Here is a 16,605-nt window from a genome sequence, read left to right as displayed (position 1 = left end):
ATTTTCGCTCCCCCCTATCTCCACTCCATACAGAAGCATTTGAATAGGTACCACAAGATTTCGATGTCCGAGGATGTCAGAGGGCGCGGAAGGTTAATTCCGCAATGGGGGCGGGCCTGGTGGGAAATTCGAGTGGTGAGTTGCAGGGGCGGCTCGTGGTGGGGCGCTACCGGCTGCTGGAATTGATCGGGCGCGGCGGAATGGGGCGGGTCTGGTGCGCCGTCGACGAGATGCTCGGCCGGCGCGTGGCGGCCAAGGAGATCCGCATCGGCGCCCTCCTCGGCGAGGAGAGCGCGGTCCAGCACGAGCGCAGCCGGCGCGAGGCGCGCGCGACCGCCCGTATCGACCACCCCAATGTCGTCCGCATCTACGACGTCGTCGAGGAGGACGACCGGCTGTGGATCGTCATGGAACTGGTCGACGGCCGGTCCCTGGAGCAGGTGCTGGCGCGCGGCGGGCCGGTCGAGCCCCGCGAGGCGGCGCGGATCGGACTGGGGCTGGTCCGCGCGCTGCGCGCGGTGCACGCGGTCGGTGTGCTGCACCGCGACATCAAGCCCGGCAACGTCCTGCTGACCGCCCGCGGCCGGATCGTCCTCACCGACTTCGGCATCGCGGCGATGCAGGACGCCGCCGCACTGACCATGGCCGGAACCCTGGTGGGCTCCCCGGACTACATGGCGCCCGAGCGGATCGAGGGCCGCGAGCAGGGCCCGCCCTCCGACCTCTGGTCGCTCGGCGCCACCTTGTGCGCGGCGCTCGCCGGCCAGTCGCCCTTCTCCCGGGCGACGACCCTGGCGACCCTGCACGCCGTCCTCTACGAGGAGCCCGTGATCCCGGCCGCCGCGGGCCCGCTGCGGGAACTGCTGGCCGCCCTGCTGCTCAAGGCCCCCGCCCGGCGGCCGACGCTCGACGCCGTGGAGGGCGGACTGGCAGCTCTGGCGCACCCGCGGCCCGCCGACGCCGGACACCCCCAGACCGTGCCGGCGCCCGGGCCCGCGCCCGTGCCCGTAGCCATGCCCGCGCCCGTACCGGCACCACCGCTGCCCCCGCCGCCCGGCCCCGTACCGCCCCGGCCGCCCGAGCGGGACGAGCCGCCGCCGCGCCGCTCCCGCCGGGGCCGCAGGCCCGTGCTGATCGCCGTCGGTGCCGTGGCGGCTGGCTCCGTGGCGGTGATCGCGGTCGTCCTCGCCGCACGGGGATCCGGGGGCGGGGGAGAGGCACCGGCCGCTGGAGGAACGAGCCGCCCGCCCGCCAGCTCCGCCCCGGCCCCCGAGCGCGGCGGCACGGCATCGGCTTCCAGCACGTCCCGTTCCCCTTCCTCTTCCTCCGCGTCCCCGCGGGAGAGCGCGGACGGCACGGAGGCGGCGCGCCGCACCGAGGACGGCTTCAGCTGGGTGCCGCCCTCGGACTGGAACCGCACCCAGCAGAGCCCCAGCGACATCACCTACACCTCGAAGGACGGCGCCATCGAGCTGTCCGCCGAGCAGGGGCGCACGACCGAGGACCTGCTGACGCACTGGCAGCGCTTCGAGCAGGGCTTCCACGGCACCCCCGGCTACCGCAAGATCCGGCTGGAGCGCTCGACGTTCGCCGGGAACCCGGCGGTGGTCTGGGAGTACGCGTTCCTCCAGTCGGGCAAGCCGAGGCAGGGACGGCAGCTGGCCTTCACGAAGAACGGCCGGACGTACCAGGTGAGCGTCTGGTACGCCGACGAGGCGGAGACCACCGCCCTCACCGTCTACGCAAACGCGAAGGAGTCGTTCCGCGCCGGCTGACGGGCGGAACGACTCCTTCTTATTTACTTGTGTCTGTACTGCTGTATTGCCTACTTCTCGACGGCGGCCTGGGCGCGGTGCCGCCGGTCCAGGACGAAGCCCATGGCCAGGACGATCACGCCGACCAGGGTCGACAGCAGGACCTGCTCACGGTTGTCGCCACCGTCGACGACCATGTAGCCCAGCACGAAGAGGATCATGCCGATGGTGGCGTAGGTCAGGTACGGGAAGAGCCACATGCGGACGATGAGCTTCTCCGGCATCTCGCGCTGGATGATGCCGCGCATCTTCAGCTGGGTGACGCAGATGGCCAGCCAGACGAAGAGGGCGATGGCGCCGGAGGAGTTCAGCAGGAACTTGAAGACGGTGTCCGGCCACACGTAGTTGAAGATCACCGAGATGAAGCCGAAGACGACCGACCCGAGGATCGCGGCGCGCGGCACACCGCTCTTGCTGACCTTGGCGAAGACCTTGGGCGCGTCGCCGCGCTGGCCGAGCGAGAAGGCCATGCGGGAGGCCGTGTAGAGGCCCGAGTTCAGGCAGGAGAGGACGGCGGTCAGAACGATGACGTTCATGATGTCGCCGGCGTGCGGGATGCCGATGGAGTCGAGGGCGGCGACGTAGCTGCCCTTGGCGGCGATCTCCTTGGAGTCCCACGGGAGCAGGCTGACCACGACGAGGATCGAGCCCAGGTAGAAGACACCGATGCGCCAGATGACGCTGTTGGTGGCCTGGGTCACGGCGCGCTGCGGGTCCTCGGACTCACCGGCGGCGAGGGTGACGATCTCGCTGCCCATGAAGGAGAAGACGACCATCAGGACACCGGTGAGGATCGCACCGGGGCCGTTGGGCAGGAAGCCGCCGTGGGAGGTGAGGTTGGAGAAGCTCGCGGTGTCGTTGTGCGAGCCGGGGAGCACACCGAAGACGGCGAGCAGGCCGATGCCGATGAACGCGGCGATCGCGACGACCTTGATGCCCGCGAACCAGAACTCGAACTCGCCGTACGAGCTGACCGAGGCCAGGTTGGTGGCGGTGAGCACGAGCATGACGATCAGCGCCCAGGCCCACTGCGGCACGGCGGGCACCCAGCCCTCGAGGATCTTGGCACCCGCGGTCGCCTCGACGGCGAGCACGACGACCCAGAAGAACCAGTACAGCCAGCCGATGGTGAAGCCCGCCCAGCGGCCCAGCGCGCGGTCCGCGTAGGCGGAGAACGAGCCGGAGGTGGGGTTCGCGGCGGCCATTTCGCCGAGCATCCGCATCACGAAGACGACCATCGCACCCACGAGGGCGTACGAGATCAGGATGCCGGGGCCGGCGGTGGCGATGCCGGAGGCGGAGCCCACGAAGAGGCCCGCACCGATGACGCCGCCAATGGCGATCATGGACAGGTGACGGTTCTTGAGGCCGGCCTTGAGGCCGTCTCCGCCAGACGTGTGGCCGGGATCGCCGGTCACCGACGCCTTCGTCATGGTCGGCGGTGTCGCGCTCATATGCACGTCCTTCGGGTCGTTCTCTGCTGCTCGGGTTCCGAGCCCCCGCATTAGAACTTCTTAAAGCCGCCCTTTGGAAGACCCGAATCCATTTCGTTGTATTCACTCAGCGTGGTCATCGGCCCCCTGGCGGACCTTCGCGCCGGGGCATGCCACACTCGGACGCATGCGCGTGTACCTCGGCTCCGACCATGCCGGCTACGAACTCAAGAACCACCTCGTCGAGTGGCTCAAGGCCCACGGCCATGAGCCCGTCGACTGTGGTCCCCACATCTACGACGCCCAGGACGACTACCCGCCGTTCTGCCTGCGTGCGGCCGAGCGGACCGCGGCGGACCAGGACAGCCTCGGCATCGTGATCGGTGGCTCGGGCAACGGCGAGCAGATCGCGGCGAACAAGGTCAAGGGTGTGCGGTGTGCTCTCGCCTGGAGCGAGCAGACGGCGGCGCTCGGCCGTGAGCACAACAACGCGAACGTCGTCAGCGTCGGTGCCCGGATGCACTCCGAGGAAGAGGCGACGAAGTTCGTCGAGATCTTCCTGGCGACGCCGTACTCGGGTGACGAGCGTCACACGCGCCGCATCGACATGCTGAGCCAGTACGAGACGACGGGCGAGCTGCCCGCCATCCCGGCCCACCACCCGCAGCAGGGCTGAGGGGTTCTTTCCCCACCCCGCCCCTTCCCGTAACCGGGGGCGGGGGGCAAATCCAGCCCGTCCGGCGTTTGAGGACACCGCGCGAAGCGCGGTCCGGGGTCTGGGGCGGAGCCCCAGTTTCGGGAAGGGGCGGGGTGGGGAAACGCGCCGCAGGCACCCACCCCGCAGCCGACGACGCCCCCGTCCGGAGGACCACGCACCATGCCCGAAGGGCATACGATCCACCGCCTCGCCGCGGACCACCGCGACCTCTTCGCGGGCCGTCCCGTCCGCACCACCAGCCCCCAAGGCAAGTTCGCAGCGGCCGCGGCCCTCCTCGACGGCCGGCTCCTCGAAACCGCCGAAGCCCACGGCAAGCACCTCTTCCTCGGCTTCGCCGAGCACGGCTGGATCCACATCCACCTCGGCCTCTTCGGCAAGTACACCTTCGGCACCGGCGGGCGCCAGGCCCCGCCCCCCACCGACACGGTCCGCCTCCGCCTCGCGACCCCGGAGGCGCACGCCGACCTCCGCGGCCCCACCACCTGCGCCCTGATCACCGACGCCGAGAAGCAGGCGATACACGACCGCCTCGGCCCGGACCCGCTGCGCCCGGAGCACGACGGCGAGCCCGCCTACGCCCGCATCTCGCGCAGCCGCACCACCGTCGCCGCCCTGCTCATGGACCAGAAGGTCGTCGCGGGCGTCGGCAACGTCTACCGCGCCGAGGTCCTCTTCCGGCACGGCATCGACCCCTACCGCCCCGGCCGCGACCTCACCCGCCGTGAGTGGGACGCCATCTGGTCCGACCTCGCGGAGCTGATGCGCGAGGGCGTGCGGAACAACCGGATCGACACCGTGCGGCCCGAGCACACGCCCGAGGCCATGGGCCGCCCGCCGCGCGTGGACGACCACGGCGGAGAGGTGTACGTCTACCGCCGCGCGGGCCAGTCCTGCCACATCTGCCGTGCCGAGATCCGCACCGCCGACCTCGCCGCCCGCAACCTCTTCTGGTGCCCGGACTGCCAGCAGGCGTGAAGCCCGCCCCCGCGCGCGGCCCCGGGCTCCCGTGAGCGAGCCCGCACACCATCCGTGGCGTATGAGATACCCGAGTCAATTGGTGTGCCAGGTAAGGGTGATGCGACGGGTGTGGCCAACACGGCGGCCGGAAGCGGAACATCCCGTCCGTGCCGGACGATTTCCGACGCACACAGCAGTGGCCGATCCGGCCGGTTCACCGCCATATCCCATGACCAGCAGCGCATTCCCGGTCAAGCGAACGAATGTCGCATAGGGTTGCTCTCCGGGTGCCGACCGGCGCCTTCACGGCAACCGCGTCGGCGCGGCGTGAATCGACGCACCGCCGAATGGGTGGATAAGGTCCCGATGCAATGACTGGCGCTGCGGAGACCCCGACGGCCCGGATGCGCAAAGCACTGCACCGGGTCCGCACGAGCGTGCGCAAAGCCGGAGTCGACTATTTCCGGGGCGACGGATCCGACTGGGCGGCCCTCACCGCCCTGCTGCTGTCCGTCCCCGCCCTGGCGCTGGGCACCGTCGCACAGCCCGAGTGGTGCGCGCCCGCCGCGCTCGTCCTGCCCATCGTCGCCGGCGGGCTGCTGCTGCGCCCCGCCAGCCTGCTCGGGCTGTACGCCACCGCGGCCACCGCCCTCATCGTCGAGTCGGCGGTGCTGGACGATCCGTACGAGTACGGCGCCGACCGCGTCACGCCGGGCACCATCCTCGTCGTCGCCGCCGTCGGCTTCTTCGGGCTGCTCATCGCGCAGTTCCGCAGCCGCGTCGGAGTGCCCTGGCGGCGTGGCGGAACGATGCTCTTCGACCTCCGCGAACGCATCCGCGTCCAGAGCAAGCTGCCCAAGCTGCCGCGCGGCTGGCACCGGGAGATGGCCCTGCGCCCGGCCGGCGGGCAGTCCTTCTCCGGCGACTTCGTCGTCGCCGCCCGCACCAACGGCGGCCGTTCGCTGGAGGTCGTCCTCACCGACGTCTCCGGCAAGGGCATGGACGCGGCCTCCCGTGCCCTCCTCCTCTCCGGTGCCTTCGGCGGCCTGCTGGGCTCGCTCCCGCCGCACGCCTTCCTGCCCGCCGCCAACGGCTATCTCCTGCGCCAGGACTGGGACGAGGGGTTCGCGACCTCCGTCCACCTCGTCCTCGACCTCGACAGCGGGGACTACGAACTGCTCTCCGCCGGCCACGTCCCCGGCCTCCACCTCAGCGCCGGTACGGGCCGCTGGGAGGAGAAGGCCGCCGAGGGCCCCCTCCTCGGGGTCTACGACGGCGCCCAGTTCGACTCCGTCAAGGGCACCCTGCGCCCCGGCGACGTCCTCATGCTCTTCACGGACGGCCTGGTCGAGACGGCGGAGCGGGAGCTGACGGAGGGAATGGACCGCCTCACCGGCGAGGCCGACCGCTATGTCGCCTCCGGCTTCCACGGCGCGGCCTGGCACCTCATCGAGGCGGTGGCCAAGGACGTCAACGACGACCGGGCGCTGCTGCTCATCTGCCGGGACTAGGGGGTGACGGTGCCCGGCGTGCCGGAAGCCGCGGGGGTGAACCGGCGGACGCGGACCGACTCCGGACGGCCGGGAGTTGGCCTGCAGTGATCGGGTGAAGCGGCAGCCGACGCCATCTTCGATCAGTTCCGCTCTAAGTATTCACCGAGGTATGCGTGGGCGCATACTCAAGGCATGGCTGATACGACCGTCAAGATTGACGATCAGACGAGAGACCGGTTCCAGGCGCTGGCCGCCGACGCCGGCATGAGCATGCGTGCCTACCTCGCAGAGCTGGCCATCGAAAAGGAGAACCAGAAGAAGCTCGGCGTGGCCACCGAGTCCTTCCGTGCGGCAATCGCACGTTCGGGCTTCGCCGAGGCATTTGAACGCGACTTCGGCGGCGGCCCGCTGGGGTCCACCCGGATCACTCCGCGGGCGGCCTGATCAGTGGAGCTGCTCATCGATATCCGGTGGCTGCTCGACCGGCAGCAGGACCTGCTCGGCAAGGAGATGGCTGTCCGGGACTATTCCGGCCTTGCCGCCGCGATAGCCAGGCACCGGGTGAACACTCCGAGTCTGGAGGAGGACAACCCGGACGCGTGCTGGCGGGCAGCGGCGCTGCTCGACACCATCGTCCTCCAACGACCGCTCCCCGCCCACAACGAGCTTTTCGCCTATGGGGTGGCAACCGCTTACGTAGAGGCCTCGGGGGAGAGTGTGGACGCGCCGTACGAACAGTGGCGTGACCTGATCAATGACACCCGTGCGCTGCGGCTCACCGTCTTCGATATCGCCAGTCGGCTCCGGTCCTGGCGGAGGCCGGTGGCTCAGGGGTGAGGCGTACACCCTGAGCGCGAATCAGCGGCGGCCCGCTCGACGAGGCCGCCGCCGACCGCGGGGCGGAGGCGGTCCGGGCGAGCCGCGGGGCCGCGAGCTGGCGGAGCTGCTGTTGGCAACGGCCAGAGCAGCGGGCGTCCGTGACCCGCAGGACCTGATAGTGGGCGGCGAGGCCACGTACATGGGCCCGTACCACGTCACGTTCTACGGCCTGGGGCTGCCGACCGGCTAGTGCCGGGAAGGAGGCCGACCCGGTTCTTCACGAGGTCGAAACGACTGACACTGTCTCGTAACAGATGGACCGTCAGGCCTACAAGCACTTTGTGGTCACCTTGACGAGGTTGATAGACATGTTCGAGTAGCCGTGTGACGCACGGGAAGAAGCGGGGGTGAGCTTTATGAAGTTCGACATGGGCAGTACGACCCTGTCCGGGCTGGTTTCGAAGACGCGGGGTTCCAGCGACGACCTGGGCGGCCTGATCCGCCAGCTCGTCGCGGCGGCGCAGCCGCTCGAGGGGAAGTTCAACGGCGCCGGACGGTCGGCGTTCGATCAGTTCAAGTCCCATTCGGACCAGGTGACCGCGGATCTGAACGGCGCGCTGAGCGCGATTCTCGGCGGTCAGTCCGGCATGGACTCCTCGTTCGGCCAGGGCGACCAGGAGTCGGCGGACAACGCGCAGCAGCAGATGGCGGCGGCGAACTTCGACGCGGCCCGCTTCTCGGGCCGTTAGGAAGAGGGGGAATCGGATCATGGGTGCGGGTGCAGACCGCCGTAGTTACGACACCGCTGCCTCGGGCGAGGTGCAGGGCTCGCTGCAGGGCATCATCTCGCGGCTGGAGGCCGTGCTGACGGAGCGGGACTCGGCGGTGAAGGCGGCGATGGCCGAGTTCCAGGCCGACGGGGTCTCGGAGGAGTACCACGGCAAGGAAATGCGGTGGAACAAGGCGGCCACCGAGGTCCGCCAGATCATCACGCTGCTCCGTTCGACGATGGAGAAGAACGACGGCACGGCGCAGTCGACGCTGGCCAAGGCGAAGGCCGCGGTCGACGCCATCGGCTGACGCCGGGGCAACGGGGACAGAACGTTCTGTAGGACGGGGGAGGCGTCGTGGACGGCAAGTGGGACATCCATCCGGACGGCGTACGTACGGTGCTGAGCAACACCGCTGAAGTTGCCGGCAAATTCGAGGAAGAGTTCACGGCCTACAGCGAGCACATGGTGGGCTCGGCGACATCGGCGGGCACGATGATCCTGGGCGGCTCGAAGGCGCCCGAGGGCGGCGCCTTCGGGCCCGTGGCCCAGGCGCTCCAGGAGTTCTCGCAGGGCACGGAGAACGACCTGAAGTACCTCCCCGTCCGCGCGGGGAAGTCCATCAAGGGCGCCCGGGAGGCCACCGAGGCGTACATGAAGGGCGACCTCGACATGGCCTACAACAAGCAGGAAGAGGCCGCGAAGGCGCCGACTCCGGAAGAGCTTGCCGGACCCGGAAAGGGCGCCCAGAAGTGATCGATCCCGGGAAGATACCCACCTACACGGGCAACCTGGAGAACCTGGAGACGCACGCGTCCTCGCTCAAGACGACCGCGTCCAACATCCGCACCACGGGCAAGGACGTCCACACGACGTTCCAGGGCCTGAGCCCGCACTACGACACTCCGGATCGGGACCACCTCCTCCCGACCACGGCCCAAGTGCGGGACAACGCGGACGGTTTCGCGAAGAAGTTGGAGTCCGTCAGCGGCGCGCTGTCGACCTTCGCGACGACCGCGAAGCCGCTGGTCGAGAAGATGGACCGGCTGCGGAACGAGGCCGAGACGTTCGTCAAGGACAACAAGGACGACAAGGACTGGCGGCAGGACGAGAAGAAGGTCCACCAGAACGAGCGCCTGGTCCACGAGGTCGGCACCACGTGGGCGGCGTTCCAGGAGGCCGAGCGCGACGCCGCGAACAAGATCACCGCATTGGTGAAGGACGGCACGCACTTCGTCGTCGACGACGGCTCGCACAAGGCCGGGATGTACGGCTTCAAGTCGGAGGACGTCGGGAAGGCCGACGAGACGCCCTGGGGCAAGGTCGACGAGCAGGAGTACACGGGCCTGCGGGCCGCGTGGGAATGGACGAAGGACAACGTCGGCGGTGCGCTGAAGGGCTTCTTCGTCGACGGCGTCTGGGGCACCATCAAGGGCCTCGGCAGCATGGTCAACGTCTTCGACTGGGACAACTTCAAGAAGACCTGGACGAACATCGGCAACGTCTTCGGCGGCGTCAGCGCGTACCTCATGACCCCGTACGACTGGGCCATGGACAAGATGTTCGGCCCGACCGACCACAGCGACACGGACAAGCAGAAGAAGGCCCTGCGCGACTTCGGCAAGTCGCTGGTGGCCTGGGACGAGTGGGACAAGGACCCGGCACGGGCCTTCGGCACGGTGCTCTTCAACGGCCTCACCATCGGCGCGGGCTCGGCTCTCAAGCTCGGCAAGGCCGGCCAGGCGGGCAAGCTGGGGGCGGGTGCCGATGCCCTGACCCTGGTGGGCAAGGCGGGCACGCTCGTCGACCCGATGACGTACATCAGCAAGGCGGCGGGCGTCACCAAGCTCAAGGTCGGCGACTTCTTCAACGGCCTGAAGGCGAGCAAGGACGGCTTGGACGGCCTGGGCGGCAGCCTGCCCACGGGCAAGGGCGCTCACCCGGGCGAGGTGTCGGTGCCTTCCGTGAAGGGGGGCGACGTGTCCATACCTCCCGTGCATGCGGGCGATGCGCCGTCGACTGCGCCGCACACGGGCGCGGGCGAGAAGCCGTCGGCTCCGTCGGCCCCTGCGCACCCGGGCGAGAAGTCCTCCACCCCCGCGCATTCGCCGAATTCCGACGGCCTCCACTACACCGACCACGAGGGCAACAAGCGCGTCGTCGGCCGTGACGCCGTCATCAGGGACGAACACGGCAACCCGGTCCCCGACACGAAGCCCGTCAAGGAGCCGCACAAGGCGGACCTGCCGAACGTCACGCACGAGCACGCGAACGAGCACCAGACCGCTCCTGTGAAGCAGGAGGCCAAGGTCCTTGAGGGCGCGGGCGGCCCCAGCCACGTGGAGGGGGCGGGCAGCCACCCGACTTCGTCCCACCCCACGTCCACGCAGCCGGTCAACATGCACGGCGGCGACGGCGCCCACCCGACGGGCGGCGGCACCGGCGGCCCGAACACCACGCCCCACACGGGTGGCGGCGGCCATGTGTCGGACCACCCGACGGGCGGCGGCTCGGGCTCGCACGGCTCGTCCGGTGGCGGCTCCGGTGCGCACGGCGCTTCGGGCGGCGGCACGCACACGCCGTCCGGCGGGGGACACGGCACTCCGGGTCACTCCGGCCATGACACGGCAGGTACGGGCGGCGGCCACGACGGTCATGGCGGCGAGGCCCACGGCGGCCACGGCGACTCCCACCCGGCCTCGGGCGACCACGGCCACGGCCACGACGACCCCCACCACGCCGACGACGGCAACCCGCCGCACGAGGGCCACGGCAGCGGGCACGACGCCTCCCCGGCGGACCCGCACGGCGCCGACGGCGCCCACACGCCGGAGCACGGCGGTGAGACGCCGCCGCACGGTTCGAGCGGTACCGGCCAGGGCCCGCACGGGGTGCCGCTGGACCCGCAGCCTGGGTGGCACGGATCGAGTGCCGACAAGATGCGGCACTACCGTCTGCCGGCCGAGGACGTGAAGAATCTCAGCCCCTCGGAGCAGGTGAATGCCCTGCGCGAGCGCACGAACGAACTTGCGGACAAGGCGCTCAAGCCGAAGATGACGGAAGAGGAAGCCAAGGCGTTCGCCAAGCTGAACATTCCGCCGGGTCTGAACCAGCTCAAGGACGGCTGTGCAGGTAGCCTGCTGCACGACAATGTGATTACGTCGCACACGAGCACGACCAAGATGGGGGGACAGAAGCTGCCCCATACCCATCCCGTGCTCAAGGATCTCCTGGACAAGATCAAGGCGGACTACGAGGCCGGACGGATCGACAGCATAGGCGGCGGTCACGGAAAGTGTTCCGAGACCTCGCTGATCAGCGACCGGCTCGAGATGCTGGAACGTAGTGGCGTGAAGATCACTACCCTTGAGGAAGCAAGGAAGGCGCTCGAGGGAGCAAAGGTTCACACCACGCGGATCGGGGACTTCCTCGAAAGGGAAACCGGCAAGGTCGTGCACCACCACAACGACTACTTCCCGCCCTGTGACACCTGTAAGCGGGTTCTTCCCGAGCTCGGTATCGAACCCGTTTAGAGTGCAGAGTCCTGAAAGGAACACCATGACGCTGAGCACCCACACTCCCGAGGTGGAGCGGTGGCTCACGGAGAACGGCTGGTTCCCCGGCCGGGACATCGGCTCTCGCGCGGACGAACTCATTCAGGTGAGGGTCGAGGATGCCGCCCGCCAGGGGGCGCAACTCGCAGTGCTCGACACGGCAGTTCGCTTTGTCCACACGTACGGCGACCTCGCACTCCGGTCGCCGCGCAAATCCCCGGACGTCGTTCTGACGACCAAGCCGACCGGTGGCTACGAGGGAGATGTCGAGGATTTCGCCGAACTCGCCGAGGGCCTTGGCGTGAGCCTGTTTCCCGTGGCGTACGAGACGTACGAGGCCGGGATCTGGCTCGTCGACGAGAACGGGCGGTTCTTCTACCAGCATCACACCGGGGGGTATTTCCTCGGCGAGAACGAGTACGAAGCCTTCGCTGCGGCGCTGAGCGGCCGGCTTCTTCCCGACGCGGAGGACTACTTTGTCTGAGATCTATCCCGCGGTGGCCTCTTCCCTGCTCATCCAGGGAAAGATCTTCAGCCACACCAGCCTGTTCGGTGAAGGAATTCCGCGCCTTCACCCGACAGTGCAGGCGTTCTTCGACGCCTTGCCGACCGAGCGGCGGGAACGCTTCATCGGCATGTGCGCCGAATCCGCCCTCGTCTCCGACCAGTTCTGGGGACTCGACGCCGAGCGGGCCGACGGACGGGTCACCACGATCGACGAAGCGCTCCCGCACTTCAAAGGCGCGGTCCTCCTCTCGAAGAAGATCCGCCCCGACGGCGACCCCGAGCATGGTCAACCGACCCTGCCCTGCCGGTCGTGCACCGTGCTGCTGCAGGCGCTCGGGGTCCAGATCCTCGAGGACTGAGAAGGTCTGATCGCACCGCCAAGGCCGGTCGTTGACAGCAATGGTGGGGGAGATCATGACATCTGGCACCGGCAAGACCTGGAAGCCGGCTGCGCTCCCGGCCGATCCGGAAGCCACGCGGCAACTGCGGGAGTGGCTCGACGATTCGGAGGACGGCTACAGCCTCTACGGAATCGAGCACGACTTCCGGAGCGCCGACCTCTCAGGCGGGGATTTCTCCGGTGCGTGGTTCACCGAGGCGGTCCTCGCGGGCGTGCTGTTCGTCGACGCATGCTTCTACCGGGCCGACCTGCAAGGGGCGGACCTCACCGGAGCGGATCTGACCGACGCGTGTCTCGTCCGGGCGAACCTGGACGAGACCGTGCTCCGGTCGGCGCGGCTCGACGGTGCGGACATGGTCAGGGCATCCCTGTACGAGGTCGACGCGACGGGGGCGAGCTTCCGCGGGACACGGATCCGCGGCGCTTCGCTGCTGGACGTCGACCTGCGCGGGGCGGATCTGACCGATGCCGCGGTCTTCGAGAACTCCTTCAAGGTCCAGGTGGACGACACCACTGTGGTGCGTGGTCTGACGGGTACCGTGTTCGGGCCGATCACGGTCGTCGACGGCGACTCCTCCCGGGAGTTGGCCGGTGCGGAACTCGAGGCGTGGATCGGTGAGCGGGGCGGAAACGTGAAGGTGATTCCTCCCGGTTGGCAACCAGCTGCAGGGCCGTCATGAGCCCGGTATCGGAAGTTCGGAAGGAGCCAGTCCCCGTGGCCCGCATAGACGCCCTGCTGGGCACCGGCTTCGACGGCCGCCCCGTCGACGACCCGTACGACGTCATCGACGACGGCCTCGACGAGCCCCGGCACCGGGAGCGCGTGCCCGGGCTCGTCGACCTTATGAACGATCCCGCCGAGTCGGCGCACGACCGGTTCACCGCCTGCCTCGCCTTGCTCGAGTGGGGCGAAGCAGCCGGGTACGAGGCGGTCGTGGCGGCCGCCGCCGACCCGAAGCAGGCAGCCTGGTACGACAGCTGCATCGACCGGAAGTTCTCCGTCGACAACACCTTCGGGCAGCTGGCCCGGGCCATGGCCTTCGACAGCGGTCTGCCGGAGGAGAAGGGCACGCAGGCCGCTCGTGCGGAAGCGATCCGGGCGCTTACCCGGATCGCCGACAGCGAGTATTTCGACGAGCAGTTGGAGGCTCCCCTCGCGAGCTGCGCGGCGCATCCGGGCGTGCTCGACGACGTCGAGGACGTCGTACGCCGCGGAGTCCTCCGGCTCTCCGGCGATACCCGAGCCATCCGCTTCGACCTCGCCACCCAGCTCGTCGACCTGGCCTGCGCCGTGTCGGCCGTCGACACGCGCCGGGCCATGTGCCTCGCCGCTGAGGCGCTCTTCGTCGCCCCGAGCGACCGGGCCCTGAAGCACGCGGAAGCCATCGCCCTGCGGGCCGACGGTCCGGAGAAGGAACTCTTCGCCGGTCATCTGCGGAGCGTCGGCGATGCTCTGCACTCCCTCCTCAAGATTCGCAACGCACACAGGGACAGGACGACCACCGCATGACCAAGGACGTGATCGCGCTCACCAAGCGCATGCCCGACCCCATGAGCGTCCTGGCGGGACTGCTCGCCGGTGGTCCGGACATGCAGGTGGACACCACCGGCGACGGTGCCGTCATCCAGCTGTGCGACGCCGAGGGCCGGCCGCTCGTGTCGATCGAGGCGCCGCTGATGATCCAGGTGGCCGGCGAGGCGGAGCGGCTGCTCGGCCCGGGCGGCGCGGAGCCGCCCGGCGAGGGCCCGCAGTGGTGGATGGAGGCCCGCGCCACCAGCGGTGCCCCCGAGGCCGAACGGCTGGCCGGCGCCTTCGCCGCCCGGCTGGTCATGCTGCTCGGCGGCCGCGTCTGGCCGCCGGACGCCCCCGGCACCAAGGGCGCGGCGTACCCGGTCGACATATCGGGTATCCAAGCCGTGCCCGTTCCGGCTGCCGCGCAGCCGGCTGTCGACATGCTGACCGAGCAGGCGGCCGTCGTCCTCCAGGACCGCCCTGTCATCCCCGTGACGAGCTGGCTCTCCGAGGCCCTGCGGGCCGCCGTGGACAGCGACCGTTCCCTCCAGATCGTCACGCCGCCGCACTGCCGCCTCTCCCTCCCCACCCGGCTGCTCCTCCAGTCCGTGCCCTCGCGCTGGGTGGTCCAGGACGAGCGGTGCGGCTACTACGACGGGCTGACGGGTGCGGTGCTGCGCTGGCAGGAGGACCTTTTCGTGCCGGCCCGGGACGAGAAGGGCGAGACTCCGGTGGCCGACACCTTCGCGGAGTCCGGCCCCACCGATGAGCGCCAGCTCGTCCTCTCCTTCCGTACCCTGCACCAGCCCGAAGCCGACCTCGTCCTGGGCGGCGCCCTGGAAGCCGCCTGGCAGGCGCTGACCGGCGCCCCTCCGACCGGCTGGGGCACATCCGAGCCTGCGGGGCTCACCTGGTCCCGGCGCCAGCTGACCGACCTGGCCTACCGGCGGGCTCCCGAACCCACCTGGACGGTGGTCGTCGGCAGCGAGGAGCGCCCGGCCATCGCCACCCTGCAGGTGATCCGCACCCCGGACGGCGTGGAAGAGGACATCACCCTCACCCTGGGCTACGGCGCGGGGGAGAAGCCGCCCCTGGAGGCACTGCCGGAGCTGGCCACCGAACTGGTGACGAGGCACGGCCTGAAGACGATGCTGTGCCAACTGCGCGAGGCCCGCCGCGACCTGACCGCCCCCGCCCGCTTCGAGCGCCCCCCGATGCCGTACGCCTTCGTCCTGGGCGCCGCGGAGGTCCGCGAGGCGGGCCGCGAAACCGCAAGCCGTACGCCGCTGGCGCAGTCCCCGATGCAGCTGGGCCCGGACGCGGCCCCCGGCTTCTACTACCCGCTGGGCGACGGCGAGTCGGAGGAGTGCTGGGAGTCCTTCGGCCGGCTCGTACGGCATTTGCGCGGCGCCGAACTGGGCTGACTTCGTGGACGAGTTCCGAACGCGCTTCTACGCGCCGGGTCCGTTCGGTGCGCCCCGGGCGCGACCCTCTTGCCGACTGGTTGTAGGGCGGGGCTGGCGCTGCCCCCGTCGCCACAAGCGCGGCGGACTGCTGGGTGCGGTAGCGGCCCGGGCGTGCTCGTCGTACCAGGCTCGCAGGATGTAGAGCAGGGTCGTGTCGAGGAGTTCGCTGGTGGCGGCGGCCGTGCCGGGGCGGGGGCGGGCGGTCTCGGCGCGGAGCAGGTCGAGGACGGCACCTAGGCCGTGTCCCTTGGAGCAGCCTGACTCGGCCATGGCGCTGGGGTCCGCGCGAGCGGACCGATGGTCTGCATAACGCGGGCTAGGCTCGCCCCATGACAGAGCCGCCCCTCACTGAAGCCGAGATCGTCGAGGCCGAACGTGAACTCGGTGTGTCCTTTCCCAAGGAATACCGGGCGTATCTGCGCGAGGTGAGCGCGGGCGGGGCGCTCTTCCGGCTTGAGCGGACCGGGTGTGGTTGGTGGTGGGCCGGCAATGATGAGTGGCGACGCGAGCTGCTGGCCGTTCCCTTTCCGCATCCCGACTCCTATGTCGAGAGGGACGACGAACTGATGGCACGTGAGCCACGGGCTGAGGCATTCGAGGACGACGCCGCGTATCGGACAGCTTGGCGTGCCTGGGACGACGAGGCCGGCAGGTTCGAGGACCGGAAGACGGCCGGTGCGGTCGTCATCCAGGAGCACGGCTGCGGCTTCTCCACCCTGTTGGCGCTGACCGGCTCGCTGGCTGGCACAGTGTGGTGGGACGGACGGGCTACTTGTGATCGGATCGTCCCGCTCTCTTTGGACCACGTCACTGGCGCCCGGCCCGTCCAATTCCGGGAGTGGTTGGAACACGGTTCGTGGGCTCTGTTGCCGCCGGACTGGGGGCCACGCCTTGCGCCAGACCCTGTTGTTCACCGCTAGGTTCTGTCCTTTGGTCAGCGTCGGTCGGGAGCTGGGCTCCTGCTGCGGTACGGGACGCGGCTGCCTGGGCACGATGGGCGGGGCTGCGGGGGATTCCGCGGTTGGCCGGGGTCGTTTTCATGAGGTCGCGGTGCAGCAGGCGGATCATCTGGTCCAGGCGCAGGTTGATGTGGCGGCGGCGCTTGTTGCGGATGTCTGAGAGCGTGTGGACGCTGGTGCCGAGCTGACGCGCCAGGTAGGT

At 69.5% G+C, this 16,605-nt stretch carries 18 protein-coding genes; 16 read left to right on the top strand and 2 right to left on the bottom strand.

Annotation, left to right across the window (positions count from 1 at the left end):
- Positions 1-119: 119 nt before the first annotated feature.
- A complete protein-coding gene (locus AC1Z4A_RS09950; protein WP_483677522.1) occupies positions 120-1,775 on the top strand; it encodes a serine/threonine-protein kinase in 1,656 nt (551 codons plus the stop codon).
- Between the two features lie 50 nt (positions 1,776-1,825).
- On the opposite strand, the gene AC1Z4A_RS09945 is transcribed toward AC1Z4A_RS09950, so the two are convergent.
- On the bottom strand, positions 1,826-3,268 hold the full coding sequence (locus AC1Z4A_RS09945; protein ID WP_483677521.1) for an amino acid permease: 1,443 nt from the start codon (positions 3,266-3,268) through the stop codon (positions 1,826-1,828).
- A 166-nt stretch (positions 3,269-3,434) separates the two neighbouring features.
- On the opposite strand from AC1Z4A_RS09945, the gene AC1Z4A_RS09940 reads away from it, so the two are divergent.
- From AC1Z4A_RS09940 to AC1Z4A_RS09875, 14 genes are all read left to right on the top strand, one after another.
- On the top strand, positions 3,435-3,923 hold the full coding sequence (locus AC1Z4A_RS09940) for a ribose-5-phosphate isomerase (protein ID WP_483677520.1): 489 nt from the start codon (positions 3,435-3,437) through the stop codon (positions 3,921-3,923).
- 201 nt (positions 3,924-4,124) lie between these two features.
- Complete coding sequence (locus AC1Z4A_RS09935) at positions 4,125-4,940, top strand: Fpg/Nei family DNA glycosylase (protein ID WP_483677519.1); 816 nt, start codon at positions 4,125-4,127, stop codon at positions 4,938-4,940.
- Positions 4,941-5,293: 353 nt separating this feature from the next.
- Positions 5,294-6,433, top strand: coding sequence for a PP2C family protein-serine/threonine phosphatase (locus AC1Z4A_RS09930; RefSeq protein WP_483677518.1), 1,140 nt, complete (start codon positions 5,294-5,296; stop codon positions 6,431-6,433).
- 174 nt (positions 6,434-6,607) lie between these two features.
- Positions 6,608-6,859: an antitoxin MazE7 gene (locus tag AC1Z4A_RS09925; protein WP_483677517.1), complete on the top strand. Its 252-nt coding sequence runs from the start codon at positions 6,608-6,610 to the stop codon at positions 6,857-6,859.
- Positions 6,860-6,862: 3 nt separating this feature from the next.
- Entirely contained in the window at positions 6,863-7,252 is a 390-nt protein-coding gene (locus AC1Z4A_RS09920) for a toxin Doc (RefSeq protein ID WP_483677516.1), read from the top strand.
- Positions 7,253-7,650: 398 nt separating this feature from the next.
- A complete protein-coding gene (locus tag AC1Z4A_RS09915; RefSeq protein ID WP_483677515.1) occupies positions 7,651-7,983 on the top strand; it encodes a hypothetical protein in 333 nt (110 codons plus the stop codon).
- Positions 7,984-8,002: 19 nt separating this feature from the next.
- Positions 8,003-8,314: a pore-forming ESAT-6 family protein gene (locus AC1Z4A_RS09910; protein ID WP_483677514.1), complete on the top strand. Its 312-nt coding sequence runs from the start codon at positions 8,003-8,005 to the stop codon at positions 8,312-8,314.
- Positions 8,315-8,361: 47 nt separating this feature from the next.
- On the top strand, positions 8,362-8,760 hold the full coding sequence (locus AC1Z4A_RS09905; protein ID WP_483677513.1) for a DUF6507 family protein: 399 nt from the start codon (positions 8,362-8,364) through the stop codon (positions 8,758-8,760).
- Complete coding sequence (locus AC1Z4A_RS09900) at positions 8,757-11,537, top strand: YwqJ-related putative deaminase (protein ID WP_483677512.1); 2,781 nt, start codon at positions 8,757-8,759, stop codon at positions 11,535-11,537. The genes AC1Z4A_RS09905 and AC1Z4A_RS09900 overlap by 4 nt, the downstream gene beginning before the upstream one ends.
- Positions 11,538-11,562: 25 nt before the next feature.
- Positions 11,563-12,042, top strand: a complete 480-nt coding sequence (locus AC1Z4A_RS09895; RefSeq protein ID WP_483677511.1) for an SUKH-3 domain-containing protein — start codon at positions 11,563-11,565, stop codon at positions 12,040-12,042.
- Positions 12,035-12,424 (top strand): YwqJ-related putative deaminase, encoded by a 390-nt coding sequence (locus AC1Z4A_RS09890; protein ID WP_483677510.1) that lies wholly within the window; start codon positions 12,035-12,037, stop codon positions 12,422-12,424. Before AC1Z4A_RS09895 ends, AC1Z4A_RS09890 begins: the two co-directional genes overlap by 8 nt.
- A gap of 55 nt (positions 12,425-12,479) precedes the next feature.
- Positions 12,480-13,145 (top strand): pentapeptide repeat-containing protein, encoded by a 666-nt coding sequence (locus AC1Z4A_RS09885; protein ID WP_483677509.1) that lies wholly within the window; start codon positions 12,480-12,482, stop codon positions 13,143-13,145.
- A gap of 35 nt (positions 13,146-13,180) precedes the next feature.
- Complete coding sequence (locus tag AC1Z4A_RS09880) at positions 13,181-13,975, top strand: hypothetical protein (protein WP_483677508.1); 795 nt, start codon at positions 13,181-13,183, stop codon at positions 13,973-13,975.
- Positions 13,972-15,402, top strand: coding sequence for a DUF6177 family protein (locus tag AC1Z4A_RS09875; protein ID WP_483677507.1), 1,431 nt, complete (start codon positions 13,972-13,974; stop codon positions 15,400-15,402). The genes AC1Z4A_RS09880 and AC1Z4A_RS09875 overlap by 4 nt, the downstream gene beginning before the upstream one ends.
- A gap of 27 nt (positions 15,403-15,429) precedes the next feature.
- Here AC1Z4A_RS09875 and AC1Z4A_RS09870 read toward each other — a convergent pair whose 3' ends face one another.
- Positions 15,430-15,714 carry a cupin domain-containing protein gene (locus AC1Z4A_RS09870; RefSeq protein ID WP_483677506.1) on the bottom strand — a complete coding sequence of 95 codons (285 nt, stop codon included), beginning with the start codon at positions 15,712-15,714 and terminating at the stop codon, positions 15,430-15,432.
- A 59-nt stretch (positions 15,715-15,773) separates the two neighbouring features.
- Here AC1Z4A_RS09870 and AC1Z4A_RS09865 point away from each other — a divergent pair, with 59 nt between their 5' ends.
- The gene (locus AC1Z4A_RS09865) at positions 15,774-16,364 is read left to right on the top strand and encodes an SMI1/KNR4 family protein (RefSeq protein ID WP_483677505.1); all 591 of its coding nucleotides are present in this window, start codon (positions 15,774-15,776) and stop codon (positions 16,362-16,364) included.
- Positions 16,365-16,605: the final 241 nt, after the last annotated feature.

It is taken from the genome of Streptomyces sp. 17_S59 (assembly GCF_056930295.1).
This window is presented reverse-complemented; position numbering and strand designations above follow the sequence as displayed.

What these genes read in the sequence shown, in the direction of transcription:
- AC1Z4A_RS09945 (WP_483677521.1), bottom strand. Translation starts at nt 3,268, where the DNA reads ATGAGCGCGACACCGCCGACCATGACGAAGGCGTCGGTGACCGGCGAT.
- AC1Z4A_RS09940 (WP_483677520.1), top strand. Translation starts at nt 3,435, where the DNA reads ATGCGCGTGTACCTCGGCTCCGACCATGCCGGCTACGAACTCAAGAAC.
- AC1Z4A_RS09935 (WP_483677519.1), top strand. Translation starts at nt 4,125, where the DNA reads ATGCCCGAAGGGCATACGATCCACCGCCTCGCCGCGGACCACCGCGAC.
- AC1Z4A_RS09930 (WP_483677518.1), top strand. Translation starts at nt 5,294, where the DNA reads ATGACTGGCGCTGCGGAGACCCCGACGGCCCGGATGCGCAAAGCACTG.
- AC1Z4A_RS09925 (WP_483677517.1), top strand. Translation starts at nt 6,608, where the DNA reads ATGGCTGATACGACCGTCAAGATTGACGATCAGACGAGAGACCGGTTC.
- AC1Z4A_RS09915 (WP_483677515.1), top strand. Translation starts at nt 7,651, where the DNA reads ATGAAGTTCGACATGGGCAGTACGACCCTGTCCGGGCTGGTTTCGAAG.
- AC1Z4A_RS09910 (WP_483677514.1), top strand. Translation starts at nt 8,003, where the DNA reads ATGGGTGCGGGTGCAGACCGCCGTAGTTACGACACCGCTGCCTCGGGC.
- AC1Z4A_RS09895 (WP_483677511.1), top strand. Translation starts at nt 11,563, where the DNA reads ATGACGCTGAGCACCCACACTCCCGAGGTGGAGCGGTGGCTCACGGAG.
- AC1Z4A_RS09885 (WP_483677509.1), top strand. Translation starts at nt 12,480, where the DNA reads ATGACATCTGGCACCGGCAAGACCTGGAAGCCGGCTGCGCTCCCGGCC.
- AC1Z4A_RS09875 (WP_483677507.1), top strand. Translation starts at nt 13,972, where the DNA reads ATGACCAAGGACGTGATCGCGCTCACCAAGCGCATGCCCGACCCCATG.
- AC1Z4A_RS09870 (WP_483677506.1), bottom strand. Translation starts at nt 15,714, where the DNA reads ATGGCCGAGTCAGGCTGCTCCAAGGGACACGGCCTAGGTGCCGTCCTC.
- AC1Z4A_RS09865 (WP_483677505.1), top strand. Translation starts at nt 15,774, where the DNA reads ATGACAGAGCCGCCCCTCACTGAAGCCGAGATCGTCGAGGCCGAACGT.